The organism is Pseudoalteromonas sp. THAF3, from assembly GCF_009363775.1.
Classification (GTDB): Bacteria; Pseudomonadota; Gammaproteobacteria; order Enterobacterales; family Alteromonadaceae; genus Pseudoalteromonas; species Pseudoalteromonas ruthenica.
This window is the reverse complement of sequence record NZ_CP045418.1, coordinates 2,345,886-2,371,436: the sequence shown is the minus strand read 5'-3', so window position 1 is coordinate 2,371,436 and position 25,551 is coordinate 2,345,886. Positions and strand designations below refer to the sequence as shown.

General features: G+C 45.8%; 25 protein-coding genes. All 25 read left to right on the top strand.

Features of this window, described 5'->3' with window-relative positions; genetic code table 11:
• The first annotated feature begins 37 nt into the window (after positions 1-37).
• The 25 genes from FIU82_RS11065 (at position 38) to FIU82_RS10945 (ending at position 25,539) form a co-directional block, all read left to right on the top strand.
• Complete coding sequence (locus FIU82_RS11065; RefSeq protein ID WP_026110988.1) at positions 38-871, top strand: protein-glutamate O-methyltransferase CheR; 834 nt, start codon at positions 38-40, stop codon at positions 869-871.
• Between the two features lie 73 nt (positions 872-944).
• Positions 945-1,355 carry a flagellar basal body rod protein FlgB gene (flgB, locus tag FIU82_RS11060; RefSeq protein WP_045978574.1) on the top strand — a complete coding sequence of 137 codons (411 nt, stop codon included), beginning with the start codon at positions 945-947 and terminating at the stop codon, positions 1,353-1,355.
• Positions 1,356-1,357: 2 nt separating this feature from the next.
• On the top strand, positions 1,358-1,780 hold the full coding sequence (gene flgC, locus FIU82_RS11055; protein WP_045978575.1) for a flagellar basal body rod protein FlgC: 423 nt from the start codon (positions 1,358-1,360) through the stop codon (positions 1,778-1,780).
• 14 nt (positions 1,781-1,794) lie between these two features.
• On the top strand, positions 1,795-2,472 hold the full coding sequence (locus FIU82_RS11050; RefSeq protein WP_138507737.1) for a flagellar hook assembly protein FlgD: 678 nt from the start codon (positions 1,795-1,797) through the stop codon (positions 2,470-2,472).
• 39 nt (positions 2,473-2,511) lie between these two features.
• The gene (gene flgE, locus FIU82_RS11045) at positions 2,512-3,837 is read left to right on the top strand and encodes a flagellar hook protein FlgE (RefSeq protein WP_138507736.1); all 1,326 of its coding nucleotides are present in this window, start codon (positions 2,512-2,514) and stop codon (positions 3,835-3,837) included.
• A 129-nt stretch (positions 3,838-3,966) separates the two neighbouring features.
• A complete protein-coding gene (locus tag FIU82_RS11040) occupies positions 3,967-4,710 on the top strand; it encodes a flagellar basal body rod protein FlgF (protein WP_022944054.1) in 744 nt (247 codons plus the stop codon).
• A gap of 21 nt (positions 4,711-4,731) precedes the next feature.
• Positions 4,732-5,520 (top strand): flagellar basal-body rod protein FlgG, encoded by a 789-nt coding sequence (flgG, locus tag FIU82_RS11035; protein WP_022944053.1) that lies wholly within the window; start codon positions 4,732-4,734, stop codon positions 5,518-5,520.
• A gap of 14 nt (positions 5,521-5,534) precedes the next feature.
• The gene (gene flgH, locus FIU82_RS11030) at positions 5,535-6,215 is read left to right on the top strand and encodes a flagellar basal body L-ring protein FlgH (protein WP_026110987.1); all 681 of its coding nucleotides are present in this window, start codon (positions 5,535-5,537) and stop codon (positions 6,213-6,215) included.
• A gap of 11 nt (positions 6,216-6,226) precedes the next feature.
• Entirely contained in the window at positions 6,227-7,318 is a 1,092-nt protein-coding gene (locus tag FIU82_RS11025) for a flagellar basal body P-ring protein FlgI (RefSeq protein WP_022944051.1), read from the top strand.
• Between the two features lie 150 nt (positions 7,319-7,468).
• Positions 7,469-8,404, top strand: a complete 936-nt coding sequence (gene flgJ / locus FIU82_RS11020) for a flagellar assembly peptidoglycan hydrolase FlgJ (protein ID WP_138507735.1) — start codon at positions 7,469-7,471, stop codon at positions 8,402-8,404.
• A gap of 3 nt (positions 8,405-8,407) precedes the next feature.
• Positions 8,408-10,417 (top strand): flagellar hook-associated protein FlgK, encoded by a 2,010-nt coding sequence (flgK, locus tag FIU82_RS11015; protein ID WP_152441078.1) that lies wholly within the window; start codon positions 8,408-8,410, stop codon positions 10,415-10,417.
• Between the two features lie 5 nt (positions 10,418-10,422).
• On the top strand, positions 10,423-11,670 hold the full coding sequence (gene flgL, locus FIU82_RS11010; protein WP_045978578.1) for a flagellar hook-associated protein FlgL: 1,248 nt from the start codon (positions 10,423-10,425) through the stop codon (positions 11,668-11,670).
• A gap of 279 nt (positions 11,671-11,949) precedes the next feature.
• Complete coding sequence (locus FIU82_RS11005; protein ID WP_138507733.1) at positions 11,950-12,942, top strand: flagellin; 993 nt, start codon at positions 11,950-11,952, stop codon at positions 12,940-12,942.
• Between the two features lie 389 nt (positions 12,943-13,331).
• Positions 13,332-14,315, top strand: coding sequence for a flagellin (locus FIU82_RS11000; RefSeq protein ID WP_138587855.1), 984 nt, complete (start codon positions 13,332-13,334; stop codon positions 14,313-14,315).
• Between the two features lie 160 nt (positions 14,316-14,475).
• Positions 14,476-15,468, top strand: coding sequence for a flagellin (locus tag FIU82_RS10995; protein WP_138507731.1), 993 nt, complete (start codon positions 14,476-14,478; stop codon positions 15,466-15,468).
• Between the two features lie 78 nt (positions 15,469-15,546).
• Positions 15,547-15,978 (top strand): flagellar protein FlaG, encoded by a 432-nt coding sequence (locus FIU82_RS18750; RefSeq protein WP_253946314.1) that lies wholly within the window; start codon positions 15,547-15,549, stop codon positions 15,976-15,978.
• A 24-nt stretch (positions 15,979-16,002) separates the two neighbouring features.
• Entirely contained in the window at positions 16,003-17,418 is a 1,416-nt protein-coding gene (gene fliD, locus FIU82_RS10985) for a flagellar filament capping protein FliD (RefSeq protein WP_152441077.1), read from the top strand.
• Between the two features lie 14 nt (positions 17,419-17,432).
• Positions 17,433-17,855 (top strand): flagellar export chaperone FliS, encoded by a 423-nt coding sequence (fliS, locus tag FIU82_RS10980; protein WP_138507729.1) that lies wholly within the window; start codon positions 17,433-17,435, stop codon positions 17,853-17,855.
• A complete protein-coding gene (locus FIU82_RS10975; RefSeq protein ID WP_152441076.1) occupies positions 17,848-18,132 on the top strand; it encodes a hypothetical protein in 285 nt (94 codons plus the stop codon). The genes fliS and FIU82_RS10975 overlap by 8 nt, the downstream gene beginning before the upstream one ends.
• An 85-nt stretch (positions 18,133-18,217) precedes the next feature.
• Positions 18,218-20,341 (top strand): 6-hydroxymethylpterin diphosphokinase MptE-like protein, encoded by a 2,124-nt coding sequence (locus FIU82_RS10970; protein WP_152441075.1) that lies wholly within the window; start codon positions 18,218-18,220, stop codon positions 20,339-20,341.
• Positions 20,338-21,528 (top strand): UDP-N-acetylglucosamine 4,6-dehydratase, encoded by a 1,191-nt coding sequence (locus FIU82_RS10965; protein WP_152441074.1) that lies wholly within the window; start codon positions 20,338-20,340, stop codon positions 21,526-21,528. The genes FIU82_RS10970 and FIU82_RS10965 overlap by 4 nt, the downstream gene beginning before the upstream one ends.
• Positions 21,528-22,685, top strand: a complete 1,158-nt coding sequence (locus FIU82_RS10960) for a LegC family aminotransferase (RefSeq protein ID WP_152441073.1) — start codon at positions 21,528-21,530, stop codon at positions 22,683-22,685. The genes FIU82_RS10965 and FIU82_RS10960 overlap by 1 nt, the downstream gene beginning before the upstream one ends.
• Complete coding sequence (gene neuC / locus FIU82_RS10955; RefSeq protein WP_138547713.1) at positions 22,682-23,839, top strand: UDP-N-acetylglucosamine 2-epimerase; 1,158 nt, start codon at positions 22,682-22,684, stop codon at positions 23,837-23,839. The genes FIU82_RS10960 and neuC overlap by 4 nt, the downstream gene beginning before the upstream one ends.
• Positions 23,832-24,914: an N-acetylneuraminate synthase gene (gene neuB / locus FIU82_RS10950; protein WP_152441072.1), complete on the top strand. Its 1,083-nt coding sequence runs from the start codon at positions 23,832-23,834 to the stop codon at positions 24,912-24,914. Before neuC ends, neuB begins: the two co-directional genes overlap by 8 nt.
• Positions 24,907-25,539, top strand: coding sequence for an acetyltransferase (locus tag FIU82_RS10945; RefSeq protein WP_152441071.1), 633 nt, complete (start codon positions 24,907-24,909; stop codon positions 25,537-25,539). Before neuB ends, FIU82_RS10945 begins: the two co-directional genes overlap by 8 nt.
• The last annotated feature ends 12 nt before the right edge of the window (positions 25,540-25,551 follow it).

The following is a 25,551-nucleotide window of genomic DNA, read 5'->3' as shown; positions in this document are numbered from 1 at the left end:
TCTTGTAACCGCTTCAAGTGAGTTAGGTGAGAGTAATTTGGAAAATAAGCATTTAGAGCTCGGTGAATACAACCAGTTTCGTGCATTTTTAGAACAGCAGTGTGGCATCGTGCTGGGTGATAACAAACTTTACTTAGTTAAAAGTCGCTTGGCTCCGCTAATGGCTCGCTTTAGCGTTGAATCTTTGTCGCAGCTGGTTAGCAAAACGTTGAGTCCGCATGAGCGGCAACTTCGTGCCGCTGTTGTTGATGCCATGACCACCAATGAAACATTGTGGTTTCGCGACTCTTATCCGTTTGAACTATTGAAGACAAAGCTCTTACCTGAGTGCAAAGATTTACGTCGGCCGGTAAAAATTTGGTCGGCGGCCAGTTCTTCAGGGCAAGAGCCCTACTCGATAGCGATGTCAGTGGCCGAATATCAACAGTCTCGCCCAGGTCAACTGTCCTCGGGAGCGCAAATAATCGGTACGGATATCTCTAATACTATGCTCGATATTTGTAAAAATGCTGAGTATGACTCATTGGCATTGGCTCGAGGACTCAGTGCTGAAAGACGCAAAAAGTTTTTTAGCGATAGCGGCAACGGTATGGCTAAAGTTAACGACAATGTAAAACGTATGGTGAGCTTTCGCCATTTGAATTTATTGGATTCATATGCGTTGCTGGGTAAGTTTGACATTATCTTTTGTCGCAACGTCCTTATTTATTTTTCTCCGGAAGTAAAAGCCAAGATCATTGGTCAATTCGCGCAAGCGCTGAATCCTAAGGGATATTTGTTTTTAGGAGCGAGTGAATCAATGACAGGCTTGAGTACCGAGTTCGATATGATCCGTTGTAATCCCGGTATCATCTACCAAAAAAAGTCGTAAATACATAGCCTTACAATCTATGGTCTAAAAATTGCTGTAGCCCCTCTAAGAGAGTCAAAAATTTGGAGAGGCTATGGCTATCAGTTTTGATAAAGCATTTGGTATTCATCCCCAAGCAATGCTCGTTCGCTCGCAAAGGGCTGAGCTATTGGCGTCGAATATTGCCAATGCAGACACCCCTGGCTATAAAGCGAAAGACATTGATTTTGCCAGCGCATTAAAAGCGGCAAATAATCGGCAGTTAAGCGGCAATAGCTTAGCTCGCACCCATCCGGAACACCTCCAAGCAAGTACCCAAATGAGTATGGGTGAAGCAAAATTTCGTGTTCCAAATCAACCAGATACAGGCGATGGTAACTCTGTTGATGTACAGGTGGAACGGAACTTGTATACACAGAACGCTATAGAGTATCAGGCCAGCTTACGCTTTATGAACGGCAAGATTTCCGGTCTTAAGAAAGCCCTAGGTGGTCAAGGAGCATAATCATGAGTTTATTTAATGTTTTTGATGTTTCTGGTTCGGCCATGAGTGCGCAAAACGTGCGCTTAAATACCACGGCCAGCAACTTAGCAAACGCAAACTCGGTTAGCTCCTCAGTGGAGCAGACATATCGCGCTCGCCAACCTGTTTTCGCTGCTCAGTTGCAGCAAGCGGTAGGCAAACAGCAAGGTGAGTCTGTGGGAGTGAAAGTGCTGGGTGTAGTCGAGAGTGACAAACCGTTGCAAATTGAATACAACCCAGGTCACCCGATGGCGGATGAGAACGGCTATATCTATAAACCCAATGTCAATGTGGTTGAGGAAATGGCCAATATGATTTCGGCGTCACGCTCCTATCAAACGAATGTGCAAATAGCCGACTCTGCTAAGCAAATGCTAACGAGAACGTTGCAGCTTGGTAAGGGTTAAAGCGAGGATAGAGCATGAACAATAATGTGCAATCAGCAACGGGTCTAGGCTCCCTGTATTGGGATAACCAAAATAAGGCGCCGGAAGAAAAGAGCGATGAGCTCACCCAGGAAGATTTTTTCAGCCTGCTGACTCAGCAGTTGTCCTATCAGGATCCGAGCAAACCTGCGGATAATGACCAGATGATTGCGCAGATGACTAATTTCACCATGGCTGAGGGGATCTCAAAGCTCAATGAGAATTTTAACTCTTTGGCTGCCTCAATGACATCTAACTCGGCGCTGCAGGCGTCAACGCTAGTCGGGAAAAAGGCGTTGCTGGAGTCTGAAACTATCGAGTTGTATAACGGTGAAGTGAGTAAAGGGACTGTTCTTGCTAAAGAGCCTGTTGATAATTTAAGCCTCACTATCAAAGACGATAAAGGTCAGGTGGTTGAGGTGGTTGATTTAGGCTCGCAACCTGCTGGTGCAATTCGCTTTGAATGGGACGGTCTCGACAAAGACGGCAATCCGTTTCCTCCTGGTGAGTACGACATTGTGGCAGAGGGCAGCATCAATGGTGAATACAGCTCTTTACCTATGGCAACATTCAAAAATATTGAAAGCGTTAATATCAACGGCGCGAATGGGATCATCGTGAACACCAAAGAGGGCGCAGTGAAGCTCGCTGAGGTGGCTGAGATTTCAGTGTAAAGCATTTGCCTGCGGGCAGTTATTACGAAGAGGTGGAACATGAGTTTCAATATCGCTTTAACAGGGTTGGCGGCAGCCCAAAAAGACTTAGATGTGACCGCAAACAACATTGCGAACGTCAATACCACAGGTTTTAAAGAATCCCGCGCAGAGTTTGCTGATGTGTATGCGGCATCAGTATTCAGCGGCGGTAAAACGAAGAACGGTGATGGTGTGCAAACCACCATGGTCGCGCAGCAGTTTCACCAAGGTTCTTTAAAGTTCACGTCAAATGCACTGGATTTAGCGATTACCGGTGAAGGTTATTTTGCCATGGCTGATGATTTAGCTTCGCAAGACTTTACCTATACGCGTGCTGGGGCATTCAAGCTTAATGATGATAACTTCGTAGTCGATGCCAAAGGTAACTTACTGCAAGGTTTCCCAACGGACCCCGTTACCGGTGATACCACTTCGGTGAGCTTGAGTACGGCCAATCCGATTCAAATACCTGATTCATCAGGCTCCCCAAATGCGACAGATAATGTCTACAGCTCATTTAACTTGGATGCAGGTGCCACCGTCCCAACGGTAACACCATTTAACCCAAATGACTCAGCCACCTATAATTCGTCAACATCAACAACTGTCTATGACTCTCTGGGTGAGCCCCACGTGCTGCAGTTTTTCTTTGTAAAAACGGCCTCTAACGAATGGGATGTGCGCGCCACCGTCGATGGCACTGAAGTTGATAACGCGGGTAACGCAGGTGCAGGTCCTATCACCCAGTTTACTTTTGATGCAGCGGGTTTACCATTGCAAACAGATGGTGCGCCCAATACCGGCGCGACGTTTAACCCAATGACGTTATCGGGCGCTAACCTGAGCGCCAGCGGTATTTTGACCAACGGTGCCCAGTTTAATGATATTAACTTAAACTGGCGTGATGAAGCTGCGACGGGTAACAAGCTCCCAACCCAGTTCTCTAGCCGCTTCGAGGTGAAGGCGTTGGAACAAGATGGTTCGACCGTGGGCCGCTTATCTAATATTGAAATCGGTAGTGATGGTAAGTTAGTTGCTTCGTATAGTAATGGCGACTCTACTTTCTTAGGTCAGGTAGCGATGGTTCGTTTCCCTAACTCTCAGGGCTTGCAGCAGGTAGGTAATACCAGTTGGAAAGAAAGCTTAGACTCTGGTGAACCCATCGCCGGTGAGCCAGGAACCGGGACCTTGGGCACGATTAATTCCGAAGCGTTGGAGCAATCGAATACCAACCTTACTAATGAGCTAGTTGATTTAATCAGTGCACAACGAAACTTCCAGGCTAACTCTCGGGCGTTAGAGGTGAACTCAACGCTGCAACAGAATATCCTGCAGATCCGATAAGAAATATCCTACTAGGCCACCTTTTGGTGGCCTTTTTTCATCCCTCTAATCTCTCCTTTTAGATAACTTCTTTTTCTTGGTATCAATCTTGCTTTAGTCAATATAACGACGATTTTAAGGAGCAAGCCAATGGACAAGATGCTGTACATTGCCACCTCAGGAGCTAAGCAAAGCCTACTGGGGATGGGGGTTAAAAGTAACAACCTTGCCAACGCTAACACCACAGGCTTTAAAGCCGATATCGCTCAGGCACGCTCGATGCAGGCCTTTGGTGAAGGGTTGCCGACACGTGTTTTTGCTCTACAAGAACGGGCAGGGACCAACACCACAGCCGGCGGTATTTCTGAGACCGGTCGCGACTTAGACATCGCTATGAGTGAGCACGGTTGGCTGACGGTACTAGATGATGCCGGTAACGAGGCCTATACCAAAGCCGGTTCGTTGAAAATGACCCAAGAGGGGATGTTACTCGATAGAGATGGCCGTCAAGTTGTTGGCGAAGGGGGGCCTGTAATCTTGCCTGTTCCGATTGAGAAAATAAGTTTCAGCAAAGACGGCACCATTCAAGTTCGCCCTCAAGGCGCACCGGCCAACTTTCTTGAAGAAGTGGACAGATTGCAAATCGTTGAGGCCACAGGGCATCAGGTGGAAAAGGGCAACGACGGTCTGTTTCGGCCCGTAAATGGCCAACAACTTGATGTTTCTGAAAATGTCTCAATCATGTCAGGGGCTCTCGAGATGTCGAATGTCAATCCTGTGCATGAAATGGTCGATATGATCAGCCATCAACGTCAGTTTGAATTACAAGTCAAGCTAATGAAAACCGCCGAAGAGAATGACCAGCGTGCTGAGTCATTGCTACGGATTATGTAACATTAGCGAGGAGTCACTACTATGAACCCAGCATTGTGGATCAGTAAAACCGGGCTTGACGCCCAACAGACCGATATTTCGGTTATTTCCAACAACTTGGCTAATGCCAGCACGGTCGGTTACAAGAAAAGCCGCGCCGTGTTTGAAGATTTGTTGTATCAAAATATCAACCAACCTGGTGGGCGCTCTTCACAAGATACAGAGATGCCTTCGGGGTTGATGCTTGGCGCCGGTGCCAAGGTGGTTGCTAACCAGAAGAATTTCTCCCAGGGCAATATGCTAAGCACGGAGAACTCCCTCGACTGGATGGTTCAAGGACAAGGCTTTTTTGAGGTGTTGCTCCCTGATGGCAATATTGCTTACAGCCGTAATGGTCAATTCACGACCGACGAAGACGGTCGTATCGTCACCAGTGGTGCTGGTTTTCCAGTGCAACCAGAAATGAACGTGCCCGATGATGCGCAGTCTATTACTGTTTCGCAAGACGGAGAGGTTTCGGTGCGCGTAGCCGGGCAGGCGGACAATGTAGTGATTGGTCAGTTGGTGATCAGTGACTTTATTAATCCATCAGGGCTTGAACCTATGGGCCAAAACCTTTACACCGAAACCGCTGTCAGTGGCGCTCCGGTGCAAGGTAACCCGGGAGTAGACGGCTTGGGTATTATTGTTCAAGGAGCATTGGAAACCTCGAACGTCAATGTGACCGAAGAGCTGGTCAACTTAATTGAGACACAGCGTGTTTATGAGATGAACTCTAAAGTGATTTCATCTGTAGACCAGATGCTCAGCTATATTAATCAGCAGCTATAAGTGGGGGCATTATGATTAGGCCAATTGCACTATCAATTACTTTTGTACTTGCTACAGGGTGTGTTTCTACACAAAACTCCCATGTTGTCGAAAACGACCCTTACTATGCGCCGATGTATCCGCAGGAAGCAACACAAAACATGACCCAAAGTGGCGGCCTTTTCAATCCCGTGTTGGCGAACGATTTGTATGCCGATAAGAAAGCGTTGCGTACTGGAGATATCATTACTGTGGTACTGCGTGAGTCAACGCAAGCATCAAAAACGGCAAAAACGGAAACTGACAGGGAAACCGAGCTGGGGTTAGAGCCGGTTATTGGTTTAGGCGGCAATCCGGTCAATATCGGTGGAGATAGTATTCAAATGGGTGTGAACTCAGATGCTTCGTTCACCGGCGACGCTAAATCTAATCAATCCAACAGTTTGTCAGGCAATATTTCCGTGAATGTGATGCGCGTGCTGCCCAATGGTAACCTGGTGATTCGTGGCGAAAAGTGGTTAACGCTTAATACTGGGCAGGAGTTTATTCGCTTAGAAGGCATTGTTCGCCCAGCTGACGTGAGCTCCGAAAACACCGTAGAAAGTAGCCGTATCGCTAACGCGCGCATTCAATATTCTGGCAAAGGCGAGCTGCAAGAAACGCAAAGTGCCGGTTGGCTATCACGGTTCTTTATGAGCACTTTGTTCCCATTCTAAGGAGTCCAGTCATGAAATGGTTAAACCTTATCGTGTTCTGCATGGCGTTGACTAGCTGGCAAAGTTTTGCCGAGCGTGTCAAAGATGTGGCCATGGTTGAGGGCGTACGTAGTAACCAATTAGTGGGTTATGGTCTGGTTGTGGGTCTGCCTGGCACGGGAGAGAAGAGCCGCTTTACCGAACAAAGCTTTAAAGCGATGTTGAATAACTTTGGCATTACTTTGCCGGCCAACCTTAAGCCAAAGATTAATAATGTTGCAGCGGTTGCCGTTCATGCGGATATGCCGGCGTTTATCAAACCCGGCCAGAGTATGGATGTCACTGTATCTTCAGTAGGCAGTGCCGAGAGCCTACGTGGTGGTACCTTATTGCAAACCTTCTTAAAAGGTGTCGATGGTAATATTTATGCTATTGCTCAAGGTAGCTTAGTTGTTAGTGGATTAGGCGCGCAAGGGCTTGATGGCTCACGTGTGGTGGTCAATACGCCAACTGTGGGGCGAATTCCTAATGGCGGCATTGTTGAGCGCGCGATCCCGAGTCCCTTTACCCAAGGGGATTACATTACCTTTAATCTTAATCGCCCTGACTTTACTACCGCGAAGCGCTTGTCCGATACCATTAATAATCTTGTCGGGCCGAATACCGCAATGGCAATGGACGCGGCGTCAGTGCGCGTAACTGCCCCACGTGATGTTTCGCAACGAGTCGCTTATTTATCGACGCTGGAAAACCTTGAATTCACTCCCGCCGATAATGCTGCGAAAATCATTGTCAACTCCCGTACCGGTACCATAGTGATTGGCAAAAATGTCAAGTTGCAGCCAGCGGCTATTACTCACGGCGGGCTCACGGTGACCATCGCCGAAAATGCAGAAGTGTCGCAGCCCAATGCATTGGCCGAGGGTGAGACGGTGGTGACCAATCAAAGTATTATCGATGTGCGTGAAGACGACTCGCGTGCCTTTGTTTTTGACCCCGGGGTGAGTTTAGACGACCTTGTGCGGGCGATTAATGAAGTGGGCGCCGCACCAGGAGATTTAATGGCCATTCTTGAGGCGTTAAAAGAGGCTGGTGCTATTAATGGTCAGTTGGTGGTCATTTAAATCTGATACTGCAACAGCAAACCCCAGGTGCCCAAAACCTTGGGGTTTGCTGTTTTTATAGCCACATAAGTTCTTGTTAATCAGAACCATAAAGTCAGTGGTACGTTTTTTGCTTTAGTTTTTGCATCTAGTCATAACTTTGTCAGTCTTATGGATGCTAACCAACTGCAAACGCAAAGCGTCTTCGATCTCAATAGCTTAGATAAGCTTCGCCAAGATGCGTTAAAACAGCCTGCCGGCAGCGATGGCGAGCGCGCGGCCCTAAAGCAAGCAGCGCAGCAGTTTGAGTCTATCTTTACGCAAATGCTGCTCAAAAGCATGCGCAAAGCCAATGAAGCCTTCGAAGATGAAGACAGTCCGTTTAACGCCAGCAGCGTTAAATACTTCCAAGACATGCATGATCAGCAGCTCTCCAGTGAGTTATCGGCGAATGGTTCACTGGGCTTGGCCGATTTGATTGTGCAACAGTTATCGCCACAAAAAGACAGCTATATGCCTGCGTCAGCTTTGCGTGATGCACGATTAAACAACGCGCAAGTGAAAACCCAAGACCAACACACTGAGGCATCTCCTATCACTCACAAAGCCGATTTCGCCAATGCCAAGGAGTTTGTCGAAGGGGTGTGGGACGTTGCCCGTGAAGCGGCCGGTAAAATCGGTGTGCATCCCGGTGTTATGGTTGCTCAAGCTGCATTGGAAACTGGTTGGGGCAAACACATTATTAAAACTGCGAGCGGTGAAAGTTCGAACAATTTATTTAATATCAAAGCGCACCGTGACTGGCAGGGGGAAGCGACTGTAAAACCAACATTAGAGTATGAAGGAGGAGTTGCGGTTCAGCGCAAAGAACCGTTCCGAGTGTATGACTCTATTAAACAAAGTTTCGATGATTTTGTCTCATTTTTGAAAACTAATCCCCGTTACCAGCAGGCTTTAGATGTGGCCGATAAGCCTCATCAGTTTATCGACGCTATACAACAAGCTGGCTACGCCACCGATCCACAGTATGCAGAGAAAATTAAACGTGTGTTAGGGCAAAGCGAATTACGCGCCCTAGCCGGTGATCTGCTAAGGCAAGGAGAGTAGATCATGTCATTTAACCTACTAAACATTGCCAGTTCAGGCATTCGTGCCAATACCGAGCTGCTTAATACTACCAGTAAAAATATTGCCAACATTAATACCGAAGGCTACGTGCGCGAGCGTACAGAGCATGGCACCACCTTCGACAATCAGGTTGGCCGTGGGCAAACCTATCGTTTGCTCAATGAGTTTGCACAACAGCAACTCAATAGAGACACCTCTAATCGCTCCTTCTTTGAGCGCTTTATGGAGGAGGCACAGCGTATTGACAGCCAGTTTTCCGAGGAGTCCAATAGCCTGTCTACGCAAATCAATGGCATGTTTAATAATCTGCAAGAGGCGCTTAATCAGCCCTCTAACAATGTTACCCGCTCGTTGTTCTTCACCAACGCAGAAAACTTTGTTAATCAGATGGATAGGTTGTCAGGAATTGTGTCGCAACAAAAGAGTGTGGTGAATGATCAGCTTGGGATCCTTGCTGATGAAGCCAATGGCTTAATTGAGAAAATTAGTGAGCTGAACAACCAAATTACGGCTGTTCATGGTAAGAAAGATCAAGCTGATGCCAGCTCGGTCTATAACGAGCGCGACAAAGCGATTAAAGATCTTTCAGAGCTAATGAACCTAGAAACACTTGACGGACCTCATGGTGAAAAATTGGTGTTCATGTCTACAGGTGAAGCTTTGGTTATGGAAAATGGTAGCTTTAACTTGTTCTCGTTAAATGGCGATCCAGATCCGAATCTTAAGGAACTTCGCCTTGATGTGACCTCCGGACAAGCTAATAGCTTAGAGGTTGATACCAACAGCTTAAAAGGTGAGATTGGTGGTCTGCTGGCTTATCGAGACGAGGTACTCATACCGGCGCAAAATCAGCTGGGGCAAATGGGCTTATCATTGGCCGACGCCTTCAATCAGCAAAACCGCTTGGGGATGGACGCCAACGGTGAAATAGGCGGTGATCTGTTCACTTTGCCCACCGTCAACGGCTTACCATTCGCCGCTAATGCGGGGTCGGGCAATTTGCAGGCTGGTTTAGAGCAGGGGATGGGCAAAGAGATTCCGGCAACGGATTTCCGTGTTACCTTTACTTCGCCAACAACCGTAGAGATAGTGCCCCTTAATAATAAAGGTGAGCCTATCGGTACGCCGTCGACGGCCAACGTAACGGCGGGAGTGATAGACTCAACCACAGTAACAAGTGGCGAGTCTTATGGCTTAGATATTGATGTGACAGGTGCGCCTGCGGCGGGAGATAGCTTTGATATCAAGTTAAATGCCTTTGCAGCCAGCAATGTTGGGTTGGCGACCACGCGGCCAGAAAAGCTGGCATTAGCGTCGCCAATTCGCACCGAAACAGCGTTAAATAACGTCAGTGAAGCGGCAATTTCTCCCGGTTCGGTGACTGATATTGCCAACTCAACGGGCATCACTGTGGGCCCGCCGCCAAGCTTGACGAATGGGCCAATCAGCTTGCAAAAAACAGGTAATCCTAACGAGTACACGATTACCGATGGCAATGGTACAACGACTTTTACCATTACACCGCCAGCTGAAAATATGCTCGCTCAAGCAGGAGCACCGTACGCTAACTATGGCTTTGACTTTAATATTGAAGGCAACCCGGCTGCAGGCGATACGTTTAGCCTCGAGTTTAATACCGGGGGTTTTGACGATAACCGTAATGGCCTGGCACTCGCTGGGCTACAAAGCGAAGAGTTAGTGCGAGAAAATGTGCTCAGCAGTGGCAGCGCCGATAATCTCAAAACATTCAACCAGGCATTCGCAGGTATAGTGACTGATATAGGGATTGTAACTAGCCAAGCACAAACTAGTCATGCGGCTTTCTCTGCGTTGGAGGAGCAATCGAGCGCTTGGTATGAGTCGATGTCAGGTGTCAATTTAGATGAGGAAGCGGCTAATTTACTGCGCTTTCAACAAAGTTATGCGGCATCAGCGCGAGTGCTCTCTACAGCACAAACGGTGTTTGATAGCCTGCTTAGCTCCGCGAGGTAAGTATTATGCGTTTATCCAATAATCAAATTTATCAAAAAGGCTTAACCAGTATTTTAGAAAACCAGGTTAAGGTTGCCAAAGCACAAGAGCAGATCAATACGCAAAAGCGCGTGTTAACTGCATCTGATGATCCATCTGCAACAACGCGAGCTATGCTATATGGTGATGCTATTGCTAGTAACGAGCAATACACCAAGAACCTTAATTTGCTCAACAGTCGTTTAGAGACAGAAGACAGTGTCCTTAAAAACATTAAAGACTCTATTCAACGTGCTAATACGCTTACCGTACAGGCTGGTAATGGTGCATTAACAGAGCAAGACCGTAAAGGTTTAGCGGAAGAGTTAAAAGCCATCCAGGCTAACTTGCTTGATTTGATGAATGCCAAGTCTGAAGACGGTAAGTTTATCTTTTCTGGCTATCAAGATAACAACCAGAGTTACCAGTTTAATAGTGCAAGTGGGCGTTACGAGTATGGTGGCGACCAAGGCCAACATAAAGTTACGGTTGCCGAAGGGGTGAGCATTAAATCATCGGACAATGGTTTCGATGTTTTTGAAAAAGTACCCACGCGTTTAAATGTTGACAGCAATACAGCAACGCCCGGCGGCGGTGTGACTTCGGCAACGGTGTATGTGAACGAACAAAACGCTTTTGACCAATTTCATAAACAAAATTACAACTCAGACCCAGCCGCTGGCGCAACCGCCAACACGATGACGGTGGATATCACGGCTGGTCCTCCCGATAGCTATCAAATACTGCAAGATGGGGCACCATTAACGCCTGCGGTTACTGGGACCTACACTCCCGGCGAGCCGATTAAGTTTGCCGGTATGGAAATTGATATTCAAGGCGCAGCTCCTGGACAGGCGACCTTCGATTTGGCCCCGCCGGGGCGAGACAACGTGCTTAATACCCTTGAGGATTTGATTAATGGGATCACCACACCTGGATTAGGTATTGAGGATTACCAACAAGTTTTGGCCGATGGTTTGGTGCAGTTAAGTAGTGCACAAAACCAGGTATCACTTACCCAAGCAGGTTTAGGCGGACGCCTTAATACGGCTGAACGTATTGAGTTTTCCAACGCCGATGTTGATATTAATAACAAAGAAGCAAAAGCTGATCTTGTTGAAGTGGATATGGCTGAAGCGGTGACCGAGTTAACTCGTCATGAGACTGCACTGCAGGCTTCGCAGGCCACTTTTAACCGCTTGTCGAACTTATCCTTATTCGACTATATCGGTTAGTTGAGATTACTATTTGTGGTTGGGGCCGCAAGGCCCTTTTTTATTTTTTGTTCCTATAACTATTCGCTCTTCTCCTGACTCAACATTACCAACTTATAAGTAAAGTTGTTAATTTTTATATTTAAATTCATAGAGTTGAAAAAAAGTATAAAAAAATACTAAAGGAAAAAAGTGCTCGCCCGATAACCTAAGTAACTTAGCAAAACGTCAAAAAACAAGCTTTCGCTTAGTAATTGACAGTTTGAGAGTAAATTCAAAGTTTACTGTGGGAGAAATGACATGGCACTTTATGTAAATACTAACGTAAGTTCACTGAACGCCCAGCGTCAGTTAATGAATTCAGGTAACGAGTTAGATACTTCGTTTCAACGTTTATCATCAGGTTTTCGTATTAATAGCGCAGCTGACGATGCGGCAGGTCTACAAATTAGTAACCGTTTAGGTTCACAAATCATGGGCTTGAACCAAGGTAACCGTAACGCCAATGATGGTATCTCTTTAGCACAAACCGCTGAAGGAGCAATGGATGAGGTTACTAACATGTTTCAGCGTGTTCGTACTTTATCGCAGCAAGCTGCAAACGGCTCTAATACAGATGAAGACCGTTTAGCGTTGCAAGAAGAGATTCGTGCCTTGATGGATGAAGTTAACCGCGTTGCGTCTGATACTACATTTGGTGGTACAAACCTTCTTGATGGCTCGTACAAAGCAAGTTTTCAGGTTGGAGCTGATGCCGCACAGGTTATAGGTTTTAGCATGCAACAGGTAGGCGGTACATCAGGTGACTCGGATCACTCGCTATCTGCAAATGGAGGTTTCACTCTTTCAGGCATTGCAGGCGTCGCGTCAGAAGTAACTTCAAAGGCGATGACCGATGTACTTGGAACTGATGGCATTTCAACGTTGTCATCGATTAATTCCGACTTTGCTCTTACGGATGCAGCATTCTCTAATGTGTTCACTGAGACAGGCATTTCTGTCTCGAGCCAAATGAATGCGCAACTGGTTATGGCTGGTATGGACTCGTTAATTGCGGTAGTGGATAAAAAACGGGCTGAATTGGGTGCGGTACAAAACCGTTTCCAATCAACAATTCGTAACCAAGCAAACATCTCTGAGAACTTGAATGCGGCAAAGTCTCGCATTAAAGATACAGATTTTGCTCAAGAGACCGCGAATCTAACTAAGAACCAGATCTTGCAACAGGCAAGCCAGACCATTCTTAGTCAGGCAAACCAGCGTCCACAGGCAGCATTAAGTCTTCTTGGATAAGTAAAATGAAAAGCGCCCTTGCTGATGGGGTATTGGCAAGGGCGCGAAGTTGGATTTTAAAGCGGAAGCTAATTGCTAAAAAAATCCCAAAGTTGGGCAGGGTGCTACATCCCACCCAACTTCATTCAGTATAAGCAGCTATTATGCCAAAAAGTATAACAATTTTTTGGCAGTCGATTTCACTCTCAAACACAAGGGCCGTTACGGCCCTTTTTTCATATTGGCCCACTTATTGCTCATTTACTCTTATACGCGGCTAGCGCGGGTTTTTAACGGCAAATAATTGCCAAGCCCCCTCTGAAAGCGGCGTAAAGGATCCGCCTTAGCGTGGAAACAATTCGCCGCAAGCAGCGGTTAATAACCAAATTGAGAGTGAAAGAGAGGCTATTATGGCTTTATATGTAAATACCAACGTCAGTGCGCTTAATGCACAGCGTCAGTTAATGAACTCTGGTAATGAGTTAGATACCTCGTTTAAGCGCTTGTCTTCTGGCTTGCGTATCAACAGTGCTGCCGATGATGCGGCAGGCTTACAGATTTCAGATCGTCTGCAGTCACAAATCCTCGGTTTAAACCAAGGTAACCGAAATGCCAATGACGGCATCTCCTTAGCACAAACCGCTGAAGGTGCGATGGATGAAGTAACATCCATGTTCCAGCGCATTCGAGTACTGTCTCAACAAGCCGCAAATGGTTCAAACACCGATGAGGACCGCTTGGCGCTGCAAGAAGAAATACGCCAACTTTCTTCTGAAGTAAACCGAGTCGCATCGGATACGACCTTTGGTGGCCAAAATTTACTTGATGGTTCTTATTCTGCAAGTTTCCAAGTTGGCGCAGATGCGGTGCAGGTTATCGGCTTTACCATGAAAAATGTGGGTGGAACGGCTAATAGCTTGTCGGCTGATGGCGGATTCACTATTTCGGGTATCGCTGGTGTAGCATCAGGTGTTGGCAATAATGCGATGACGGCTATTCTCGGAACTGATGGTGTTTCTACGCTTTCTGGCCTTGACTCTAACTTTGCCCTCACTGACGCTGTTTTCTCTAATGTATTCACAGAAAGTGGAGTGTCCGTGTCCAGCCAGGTTAATGCTCAGCTAGTGATGGCAGGCATGGATTCACTTATTGCGGTTGTTGATAAGAAACGGGCCGAGCTCGGTGCGGTACAAAACCGCTTCCAATCGACGATTCGAAACCAAGCAAACATTTCGGAAAATTTAAGTGCAGCAAAGTCACGAATTAAAGACGCAGACTTCGCCATGGAAACTGCAAAGCTAACCAAGAACCAAATTTTGCAACAGGCAAGTCAGACTATTCTTGGTCAAGCGAACCAGCGTCCGCAGGCCGCACTGAGCTTGCTGCAAGGATAAACTAGCACTTAATTCGTATTTTTAAAAAAATTATTAAAGCCTCCGTTTTAACTGTCGATAACAGAGCTAGAGAACTGTAACTCTAGTTCTTATCGTGAATCTAAGCTGAATAGGGGTATTTCGCTTAGGTTCATATAATTAAGATAAAGCGGAGGCTAATATGGCTTTATATGTAAATACGAACGTTAGCTCGCTCAATGCGCAGCGTCAGCTAATGAACTCGGGCAATGAGCTTGATACATCTTTTAAGCGCTTGTCCTCAGGGTTTCGCATTAACAGTGCATCTGATGATGCAGCGGGTATGCAAATTTCAAACAGGTTGACAGGGCAGGTCAATGGCCTAAACCAAGGTAACCGAAACGCTAACGATGGTATTTCTTTAGCGCAAACCGCTGAAGGGGCGATGGATGAAGTAACTAACATGTTCCAACGTGTTCGTACCCTAGCCCAACAAGCTGCTAACGGCTCAAACACTGATGAAGATCGTGTAGCGTTGCAGGAAGAAATACAGCAGTTAATGGGTGAAGTTAACCGTGTTGCTTCTGACACTACTTTTGGCGGTCAGAATCTACTTGATGGCAGCTACAAAGCCAGTTTCCAGGTCGGTGCTGATGCAGCTCAGGTCATTGGATTCAGTATGCAGCAAGTGGGTGGTACCGCAGGTGATAGTGATCATTCGCTTTCCGCTGATGGTGGCTTCACTTTGTCAGGGATTGCTGGTGTCGCGTCAGAAGTTACATCTAAAGCAATGACAGACGTACTAGGTACAGAAGGTATCTCTACACTGTCATCAATTAATTCCGACTTTGCTTTAACTGACGCAGCGTTTTCAAATGTCTTTACCGAAACGGGTATTTCGGTATCTAGTCAAATGAATGCGCAGTTGGTGATGGCTGGTATGGACTCATTGATTGCCGTTGTTGATAAGAAGCGAGCTGAATTGGGTGCGGTACAAAACCGTTTCCAATCTACAATTCGTAACCAAGCGAACATCTCGGAAAACCTAAGTGCTGCACGTTCGCGCATTAAAGATACCGACTTTGCTGCTGAGACAGCTGCTTTGACGAAGAACCAAATCTTGCAACAGGCAAGTAACTCAATTTTGAGCCAAGCAAATCAGCGCCCTCAGGTCGCTCTTTCGCTACTGGGTTAAATTGAACTGATTTAAGCCATAACTGACGGTTAGGCGGTTATGGCTTATACTCCTTCTAAGCATTGTTGGAGATGTTACATGGCTGAAATTAACTTAAATCAAGACTTGGCAACTGTCTTGCAAAGTAGCTCAACGGCGAGTAAAAAAGACTCGTTATCTGAAGCTAAAAATGAAGCAAAGCAGGGTGTCCAAGAAGATATTGAACTAAAGACCGAGGGTGACTCTTTAGTTTCTAATGAAAGCGAGTTGATGCAAACACAGCAACAACTCGATGAAGAGCTAAGAGAGAGTTTGGATAAAATCAATGACTTTATTCCAATTCGTTCAACGAATCTGGTTTTCGAGTTTGACGAACTTGGAGATCCTCCGATCGTTAAAGTTATAGATCGCGATAGTGAAGAGGTGATTCGAGAAATTCCACCTAAAGAGTTCCGCGAGGTTGCTAAAGCTTTAGAAGAATTTGCCGATAAACTTGATAACCGTGGAGTGTTCTTTGATCAATCTGCGTAACGTAAACTGAATTAGGAGGTTTTTATGCCATTAATCACTCAGGCGGGCATAGGCTCAGGTCTTGACCTTGAGAGCATTATCAGTGCGTCTATTGAGGCTGAAAATGTTCCTAAAATGCAGAAGTTCATTCAGAAAGATGAGCGCCTTCAAGTCGAATTATCTTCGATTGGTGCGGTCAAGTCTGCGTTATCCAAGTTAAAGGACACCATGGAGAAATTAGGTGATCCCGATAACTTTAATAAACGTTTGGCGAATATTTCACAGCCTCCAAGTGGCGATATTATCTCTGTGAGCCCCTCTAGTGATATCACTCCAGGTAACTTTGATGTGCAGGTCCAACAGCTTGCCCAGGGTAGTCGTGCTATGTCAGCCGCCAATGCCTTTGCAGATAACTCCGCTGTAGTTACAGCGTCTGGAGGAACTCTAAGTTTCGGCGCTGGTGACAAAAGCTTTGATGTAACCTTGGATGCTGGAGCCACGCTATCAGATTTACGTGATGCTATTAATGATTCAGACACGAACTTTGGCGTAACTGCCAATATTATCAACACTGGTAGTGAAGCTAAATTAGTGCTGACTTCAAACGAAACTGGATCGGGTAATGATCTTGTTATTACCAATGACAATGCTGAGCTTGATGCTGTCTCAACTATAGCCAATGGTGGAGGTGCAGGTGGCATGTCGATTGCCGCAGGGGACGAGGCCAAAGATGCGAAAATTACCGTTGACGGTATTGAGATTGTCAACGACAGCAATGTATTTAAAGATGCCGTGCAAGGCATGACTATCACCGCTAAGCAGGTAAGTGAGGCCGGAGAAAGCGCAGGCATCAATGTCAGCGTGGATAGAGAAAGTGTTAGTACACTCGTCAACAAGTTCATCGAAGATTATAACAATTTAGTTGGCACTATCGCCTATCACACTAGTTACGACGAGGAGCGCCAAGTGGGTTTGCGCGGTGATGCGACCATGCGTTCGTTGAGTGACCAGCTTGTAAGTGTATTGTCCAGTGAGCTGACTGATGCCGGTCCTTTCACTAGCATTTTCGACATTGGATTAAGCGTTAATGATGACGGTTATTTGGAAAAATCCAGCATAGTTCGTAGCCTAGACGAAGCAATGGATACCAATTATGATGATATTGGCAAGGCTTTTGCAGGTGAAAACGGTGTCGCGAATAAATTAGAGGAGCTGCTTGGATCGTTTGTTGACTCTGGTGGTATTTTGAAAAGTCGTGAGGAAAACATTAATAGCCAGATTGACGATCTAGAAGAGGATGTGCTGGATCATCAATATAGGATGGAGGAGCTAGAAACCCGGCTTCGTAAGCAATACTCCAATTTAGACGTTTTATTAGCACAGATGAGTTCGACGCAGCAGTATTTAGGTGCTCAGTTAGCTAGTTTACCAGGTTTCGGTAGCGGCAAATCATCATCTTAGTGAGGTTATAAATTATGTATAATGCAAAAGTTAAGAATTATCAGAAAGAAGCATTAAAAACCCGCCTCGCGGGCGCTGATAGATATGAAGTGATCCAAATTTTAATGGCCGGTGCAATTGAAAAGATGGTTCATGCTAAGGTTGCTATCGAGCATAAAAACTTTGAAGCGAAGGCTGAACATCTAGGTAAGGCATCTTCAATTATCGAGGCTTTGCGTGGCTGTTTAGATTTTAATGTGGGTGGTGAAGTAACGGAAAACTTATATGCACTTTATTCTTATATGCTCGACCAGCTCATTGACGCTAGTGTAGAAAATAGCGTTGAAAAAGTAGAAGAAGTGAGTGTGTTACTTAAAGAGATTAAGTCTGCTTGGGATAGTATTCCTGTCGAAGTGAGAGAACAAACTCTTCATACCCAAGAGGCTCAGCTTGGATAAAATTGCTGAGTTGCAAGCCGATTTAAAGTCGCTGGAGGAAGCTTTATCCTGCGGTGACTACGGCGAGGCTGTCAAATATCATAGTAAGCTAGATAAGAAGCTTCGTGGTCTATCGGAGCAAGAGGTTGCTGGTAACCAAAATCTGCTAGCAGATATTTATAATAAGCTCACCTCGCTAAATAAGAGTGCGAGAGAGACTCAGTTGACAGTAAAGAAAGACCTTTCCAATTTTACTAAAAACCAAAGTAAGCTCAAAGCGTACGACATTCCCCGTTAAACTTTAAATGTTCATGTAATAATGGCACTCAACTTGCTGAGTATATGCTAAATTACTCTTTAGCTATCAGTTTATAAGGTTGATTATGAGCGCTGGTAAAAAGCACAATGATCTAAACGATGCACTCAATGCGGCTCAGGAAAAACTTCGTCACACACAAGCTCACAAAATGAGAGAAGCCGCTTTTGCCGTGGAAGCAAATGAGCGGTTTGACAAAAATTTGACGGCCTTCAGGCATTATTATCCAGATATTGCAGATTTTATACAAAGCTACCAAACCCGAGACGACTTCTGCCTTCATGTAACCGAATCTGGCGACGCTACTTTTTATCCTGAAGGAAGTGATGTGCCCATCTATGGTGACAACCCTAGGGCCCAAGCTAAGGAGCAAGTTGAACACTACGTGCAGCATGCTAATTTCGGCCGAACGGACTACTTTAAAGCCTCAAGTGAAACAGCGAGCAGTGAGGATGAGAGGCTGCACTTGCGATATATGTATAAGTTGGTCCGAGAACTAGCAAAGACTAAATCAATAGAAAGCAAGCCTCTTGCCGAGCTACCTGAATCTTTCCCGTCATGTTTAATTTTTGGCATCGGCCTTGGTTATCATATTCCTGAATTGCTTGACAAATGCAAGTTTGACTACGTGTTTATCTGTGAACCAGATTTAGAAATGTTTTTCGCTAGCCTTTTTTGTATTGATTGGTCAGATGTTATCCACCGACTAGACGAACAAGATGCTTGTCTTTTCTTACATTTAGGTACCAGCTATGAAAGCTTCTTTAACGAGGTCTTTCAAGTTGCTGAGGATATTGGCGCTTACTCGGTTATCAATAGTTTTTGCTATCAGCACTATCCATCCGAAAAAGTAAATAAATTAATAAAAACATTTTTTAGCAACTACTATCAGCTCCACCAAGGTTTCGGATTTTATAACGATGCTATAACAGGGCTAGCTCATGGAATTCGCAATATTGAGCAAGGTGGAGAGTTTTTATTTGCAAATAAAAAGGCGTATGAACTGGTGGGCAATACGCCAGCCTTTGTTGTTGGGAATGGCCCCTCACTAGACGCTGCTATAGAAGTCTTGAAAAACTTTAATGGTCAAGCTGTCATTTTCGCTGCTGGAACAGCATATCAAAGTTTACTAAAAGCAGGAGTTACTGCAGATTTTCATGTTTTAGTTGAAAGGCCAAGGATCACATATGACATCCAGCGAACGATTGAACCAGAACAAGGTTACGGCGATACAAATTTATTAGCTGTAGATGTTATGTATCCTGATGTTTTAGGACTATATAAATGGGCGGGCTTAGGGTTAAAAGGGCCCGAGGCAGCCTCATCCTTCATTTCCACACATACCAAGAAAAAGTATGGTGTCTCAGCCACAACCCTCCCAGCCAGCGGACCGATGGTGTCCAACACAGCCTTGTCATTTGCATTGTGTATGGGATTTACCGAAGTTTATCTATTTGGCGTTGACAACGGTTACAGTCTTGGTGGCGTGACGCACTCCGAGCTAAGTATTTACAACGATAAAAAATTAAAAGAGCAATTTAAGCCACTTAAGGGTGCGAGAATTGAGTTTGAGGGAAACTTGGAACACCCGGTGAAAGCGACACCTCTGATGGCTATGTCTAAAACAACGTTTGATAGGTTGGTTAAGGGAGCTTCCCAATGCCATGTGTATAACGTTGGTGAAGGGGCGAAAATAGAGGGGGCGATGGCACTTAAGGAAAGTGATGTTGGCTTAGCGAATACAGTTACAGATAAGTATAAGTTAGTTGAAGATTTAAAGTCTCTGTTATTCAAAAGTGTTGAAATAGAAGATATAGAGACAAAGATTAGCTTCGAAGAATTCGACTCTCTATGTCAGTATTTGATTGATATAGGCAACCGAGACTTTTCAAATCGCGATGAAGCTCATGCAATTCTCAAATCTCAACAGCGGTTAGTTTATGCTTACCGAAAATCAGTGAACCCACATTTATTTAACCTATTAAAAGGCAGTTTACTATATTTCCACTGTCCACTGATAACTTTGCTGTATTACTTCGATGATGAGCAAGAAACACTTAAGCACTTCAGATCTGCTTTTTCCGTTTGGCTTGAATTGATTGAGAAAATCAAAGATGACTTCCCTGTTAATTGGAAAGCAAAGTGTACTTGGACAAAACCACAGTATCAGCAATATAAAGAGGCCAAGTGATGGATATATTGCGAGTAGTGAGTCGCAGCCAGCCGCTCTTTTCAAAGGATCTCACAGCGCATGAGCAAGAGTTGTCGGCGAAAGTGTCAGCGTCACGTTTTTTAGTGCTCGGTGGCGCGGGGACTATTGGTCAAGCCGTATGCAAAGAGATCTTTAAGCGCAGCCCTCAAGCCCTCCACGTTATCGATATTAGCGAAAATAATTTGGTGGAACTAGTGCGCGATATACGCTCATCATTAGGATACATCGAGGGAGATTTCCAAACTTTTGCTTTGGATATTGGCAGCTTAGAGTATCGCGCCTTTATCGAACAACAACCTAAATACGATTATGTGCTTAACCTTTCTGCATTGAAGCATGTGCGCAGTGAGAAAGATCCCTATACGCTGATGCGTATGATTAACACAAACATCTTTAATACTGAACAATCATTACGCCAGGCAATTGCCCATAACAGCAGCAAGTACTTCAGCGTCTCCACTGATAAAGCAGCGAACCCAGTAAATATGATGGGTGCATCAAAACGTATCATGGAAATGTTTCTCATGCGTGGCGGTATGCAAATACCCGTCTCAATGGCTCGTTTTGCTAATGTGGCGTTTAGTGATGGCTCGTTACTTCACGGTTTCAATCAACGGCTACTGAAGCAACAACCTATTGTCGCTCCTAGCGACGTTAAACGTTATTTTGTCACCCCAACAGAGTCAGGGCAATTATGCTTGATGTCATGTTTGTTAGGTGACAATGGAGATATTTTCTTTCCTAAACTCAGTGATGAATTGCACTTACAAACCTTTAGTGAGATTGCAAAGGCCTATCTACATCAACGTGGATATGAGCCCTTCATATGTGAGAGTGAACAACAAGCACGTGAATTAGTGCACTCATTGCCCCAACAAGGGCAATGGCCTTGTTTATTTAGCTCCAGTGACACCACCGGGGAAAAAGACATCGAAGAGTTTTATACCCCGACAGAAGAGCTGGATATGACACGCTTTGATGACCTTGGCATCGTCAAGAGTAAGCTTGCCTATGACTCGACCAAGCTAAGCGCATTTGTAGACAATATTAATGCTATGAAAAGTGCGGGACGATGGAGTAAGGCTGACCTTGTCGCTGAGTTTATCAAACTGCTTCCTGAATTTTCCCATACCGAAATGGGTCGTTATCTAGATGGGAAAATGTGATGGAGGAGGTCAAAAAATTAGTTGAATTGGTGCGTAATCACTACGGTACCAATGACTTTGTTCCACTGCATGCCCCTCGATTCAATGGCAATGAGAAGCGTTATGTATCGGATACCCTAGAATCCACGTTTGTATCCAGTGTAGGTGCTTATGTTGGTGAGTTTGAAGACCAAGTTTGCACTTTCACCGGGGCTGGCGCAGCCGTTGCCACGGTTAATGGCACGGCTGCATTGCATACCGCGTTATTCCTATCAGGTGTAAGAAGTGGTGATATTGTTATCACTCAAGCCCTTACATTCGTCGCTACGTGTAATACCATTGCCCACCTTGGGGCCACACCACTTTTTATTGATGTTTGCCGGGAGTCGCTCAGTCTTTGCCCAATCGCTCTTGAGGACTATTTAAGTGCTCACAGTGAGATTCGTGATGGCCAGTGTTATCACACTTGTGGCGCTAGAATAGCTAGCGTGATGCCGATGCACACTTTTGGTCACCCAGCCAAAATGGTTGCATTGAAAGAGGTCTGTGAACGCTACCATATTACGCTAGTTGAAGATGCGGCAGAGAGTTTGGGAAGCTTTTATAAAAACCAGCACACAGGGACCTTTGCTGATTTCTCGGCGCTTAGCTTTAATGGCAATAAAGTCATAACAACAGGCGGTGGAGGTATGGTTTTGTGCGGCACACCTGAATTAGGCCAGCGCGCTAAACATATAACAACAACAGCGAAAGTGGCACATGCTTATGAGTTTTATCATGATGAACTCGCTTTCAATTATCGCATGCCTAATATCAATGCCGCTTTGGGGTGCGCACAAATGGAACAGCTACCGGCTTATCTGAAAAATAAGCGTCGATTAGCAGCAACCTATAAAGCCCACTTTAATAACAGTGAACTGGTGTTTGTGGATGAGCCTCAAGATGCTCATTCAAACTTCTGGCTCAATGCGCTGTTATGCCCCTCACGACAATATCGCGATGCATTTTTAAAGCAAAGTAATTCAGCCGGTATAATGACCAGGCCTGTCTGGCAATTAATGCACACCTTACCAATGTTTAATAGTGCTCCTCGAGGATCACTGACAAACTCCGAATTTCTTGCTGATCATTTGGTCAATATACCGAGCTCGGTTGCGCCCGAAAAGGAGGTAAGGTGAAGAAAATAGGGATAGTAACCGGAACTAGAGCTGATTTTGGCTTGCTGTGTCGCACGATTTTACTGCTACAGAGCCACGGCGACTTCGACACTTACACATTCGCTTGTGGCACGCACTTGTCGCCTGAATATGGTTTGACTATAGACGAGCTCAGGGACAGTGGTGTTGAAAATATAGTGACTGTGGAAATGTTGCTTTCATCGGCATCCAAAGTAGGCGTGGCAAAATCCACAGGTCTTGCCACAATCAGTTTTGCTGACGCTTTTAGTCAACATAATCTAGATTGCATCCTATTGTTAGGCGATCGCTTTGAGACATTCGCGGCCGCGCAAGCGGCGCTATTTTTGGGTGTTCCTATTGCTCATATACACGGCGGTGAAGTAACCGAAGGCGCGTTTGATGATGCTTTGCGCCATAGTATTAGTAAAATGGCGGATATTCACTTTCCTGCAGCGCAGGTCTTTGCTAGGCGGCTAATGCAGTTAGGCGAGCAACCGAGTCGTATTTTTGTGGTCGGTGCGCCGGGCATCGATAACATCATGTCAGCACCTAGAGCAAGCCAACAGCAACTTGATGCTGTGCTTACATTTGCTGATCACACCGCTCCTTTAGTGCTTGTCACCTATCACCCTGTGACTCGGGGGACGAGTGCTGAGAATGATATCACTGCGCTTGTTGACGTGGTTAAAGAGCGTACCGATTTAAACTTTATGATCACCTATCCCAATGCCGACGGCGAAGGTGCAGAAATGATTGCACAGTGGCAAACATTAAGTGCATTGCCCCATGTATCGGTATGTCCCTCCCTTGGTTTTAAGCGCTATCTTAGTGTTATGGAGCGTGCATCCTGTGTGCTCGGTAATTCATCAAGTGGTGTTATTGAGGCGCCTAGTTTTAAAGTGCCAACAATTAACATTGGTACTCGGCAACAAGGTCGGCCGAAAAGTTGTACGGTGATTGACTGTCAGTTATCTGAAGTACGCAGTGCGCTTAACAAAGCATTGAGCCCGGAGTTTGTAATGTCTTGCCAAAGTGCTGAGAATCCATATGGCTCAGGCAATACCGCAAAGAAAATAGTGAGTATTTTGGCTGATATCGATCTACAACAGTTGCAGCCCCAGCCTTTTTACCAATCCGAGAACGCTTATGAATAGTCGAACTTTAATCATTGCTGAAGCAGGCGTAAATCATAATGGTGATGAGCACCTAGCGCTTGAACTTGTGCGCCAAGCCCATGTGGCTGGAGCTGATATTGTTAAATTTCAAACTTTTAAAGCGGCAGAAATTGTTACGCAAGATGCTGCACAAGCGCGTTATCAAAGCGAAAATATTGGCAAGCAGGAATCTCAGTTTGCCATGTTGCAGCGCCTAGAGTTGAGTTATGAGTGTCATCGTCGTCTGCTTCAAGAGTGTCAGCAATTAGGTGTGGAGTTTTTATCTACGGCATTTGACGAGCAAAGTCTGTCTTTTCTGATTAATGACTTGGGTCTGCAACGTTTAAAAATACCCTCAGGGGAGCTTACCAATGCGCCATTGTTATTAAAGCACGCTCAAACAGGTTGCGACCTCCTAGTGTCAACAGGCATGGCGACTTTAGGGGAAGTCGAGCAGGCGTTGTCGGTTATCGCATATGGGTTAACTCACCCTGACAGTGAGAGTCCGCAAGAGGGGGACTTTGCAAAAGCGTATGCTAGTGAGCGTGGACAACAGTGTTTGCGTGACAAGGTTACACTTTTACATTGTACAACTGAGTACCCAGCACCGTTGGATGAAATCAATTTAGGCGCGATGGACAGTATGAAACAGGCTTTTCATTTACCTGTAGGCTACTCCGATCATAGTGCTGGTTGGCTGGTGCCTGTGGCTGCTGTGGCCAAAGGGGCAACGGTCATTGAGAAGCACTTTACCTTGGATTGTAATTTGCCTGGGCCCGATCACAAGGCATCCCTTGAACCAAAAGAGCTTCAGCAGATGATACGTTATATTCGCCAAAGCGAGCAGGCGCTGGGTCATGGTGTAAAAATGCCCACAGCAAGTGAAATTAATAATAAAGCTGCAGCCCGTAAGAGTTTAGTCGCGGCTGAGGAAATCCCTGCCGGTGCGCCCTTTACACAATGTAACCTTGCGGTGAAACGGCCAGGTACGGGAATGTCTCCGCACCTGTATTGGCGCTTACTGAACTGTAATGCCTCGCAAAATTACAAGCCTGGCGACTTAATCAATGAATAAACCAGCCATTTTGATGTTTGGCGCTGGTGGGCATGCCAGTGTGCTGGCCGATATATTAATGAAACAAGGGCAGCCACTCACAGCCGTGTTCTCGCCACAGTCTATTCAACGCCAAGCATTGATAGGAATAACTCACTATAAAGATGATCAAGACGTGACGTTATTTAATCCTGAAGATTGTCAGGTGGTTATCGGCATTGGCCCGCAACCCTATGGCGACAGTCGCTCGAAGCTGGCGTCAAACTTGCAAAGTAGAGGTTATCGCTTTACAACCGTTATTGCCGACTCCGCAGAGGTTTCGACTTATGCCAGTGTGCAGCTAGGGGGGCAGGTGTTAAGTGGGGCGATAATTAATGCGGGCGCGCACATAGAGCAACATGTGGTAGTGAATACTCGGGCCTTAATCGAGCATGATTGCAAGGTGGCAAGCTTTAGCCATATAGCCCCCGGTGCTGTGCTGTTAGGCGGTGCTGAAATTGGCCCGCATGCATACATAGGAGCAGGTGCGACTGTATTACCGAGCGTTAAAGTCGGTTCCGGCGCGGTGGTCGGTGCAGGGGCACTGGTTGATAGAGATGTCGAGAGTAACGCTGTTGTTTATGGTGCACGGGCGAAGCAGAAATAAAGGGAGACCCAG

Coding starts and splice junctions, on each gene's coding strand:
- flgB (WP_045978574.1), top strand. CDS start 945: ATGGCTATCAGTTTTGATAAAGCATTTGGTATTCATCCCCAAGCAATG.
- flgC (WP_045978575.1), top strand. CDS start 1,358: ATGAGTTTATTTAATGTTTTTGATGTTTCTGGTTCGGCCATGAGTGCG.
- FIU82_RS11050 (WP_138507737.1), top strand. CDS start 1,795: ATGAACAATAATGTGCAATCAGCAACGGGTCTAGGCTCCCTGTATTGG.
- flgE (WP_138507736.1), top strand. CDS start 2,512: ATGAGTTTCAATATCGCTTTAACAGGGTTGGCGGCAGCCCAAAAAGAC.
- FIU82_RS11040 (WP_022944054.1), top strand. CDS start 3,967: ATGGACAAGATGCTGTACATTGCCACCTCAGGAGCTAAGCAAAGCCTA.
- flgG (WP_022944053.1), top strand. CDS start 4,732: ATGAACCCAGCATTGTGGATCAGTAAAACCGGGCTTGACGCCCAACAG.
- FIU82_RS11025 (WP_022944051.1), top strand. CDS start 6,227: ATGAAATGGTTAAACCTTATCGTGTTCTGCATGGCGTTGACTAGCTGG.
- flgJ (WP_138507735.1), top strand. CDS start 7,469: ATGGATGCTAACCAACTGCAAACGCAAAGCGTCTTCGATCTCAATAGC.
- flgK (WP_152441078.1), top strand. CDS start 8,408: ATGTCATTTAACCTACTAAACATTGCCAGTTCAGGCATTCGTGCCAAT.
- flgL (WP_045978578.1), top strand. CDS start 10,423: ATGCGTTTATCCAATAATCAAATTTATCAAAAAGGCTTAACCAGTATT.
- FIU82_RS11005 (WP_138507733.1), top strand. CDS start 11,950: ATGGCACTTTATGTAAATACTAACGTAAGTTCACTGAACGCCCAGCGT.
- FIU82_RS11000 (WP_138587855.1), top strand. CDS start 13,332: ATGGCTTTATATGTAAATACCAACGTCAGTGCGCTTAATGCACAGCGT.
- FIU82_RS10995 (WP_138507731.1), top strand. CDS start 14,476: ATGGCTTTATATGTAAATACGAACGTTAGCTCGCTCAATGCGCAGCGT.
- FIU82_RS18750 (WP_253946314.1), top strand. CDS start 15,547: ATGGCTGAAATTAACTTAAATCAAGACTTGGCAACTGTCTTGCAAAGT.
- fliD (WP_152441077.1), top strand. CDS start 16,003: ATGCCATTAATCACTCAGGCGGGCATAGGCTCAGGTCTTGACCTTGAG.
- fliS (WP_138507729.1), top strand. CDS start 17,433: ATGTATAATGCAAAAGTTAAGAATTATCAGAAAGAAGCATTAAAAACC.
- FIU82_RS10970 (WP_152441075.1), top strand. CDS start 18,218: ATGAGCGCTGGTAAAAAGCACAATGATCTAAACGATGCACTCAATGCG.
- FIU82_RS10960 (WP_152441073.1), top strand. CDS start 21,528: ATGGAGGAGGTCAAAAAATTAGTTGAATTGGTGCGTAATCACTACGGT.
- neuB (WP_152441072.1), top strand. CDS start 23,832: ATGAATAGTCGAACTTTAATCATTGCTGAAGCAGGCGTAAATCATAAT.
- FIU82_RS10945 (WP_152441071.1), top strand. CDS start 24,907: ATGAATAAACCAGCCATTTTGATGTTTGGCGCTGGTGGGCATGCCAGT.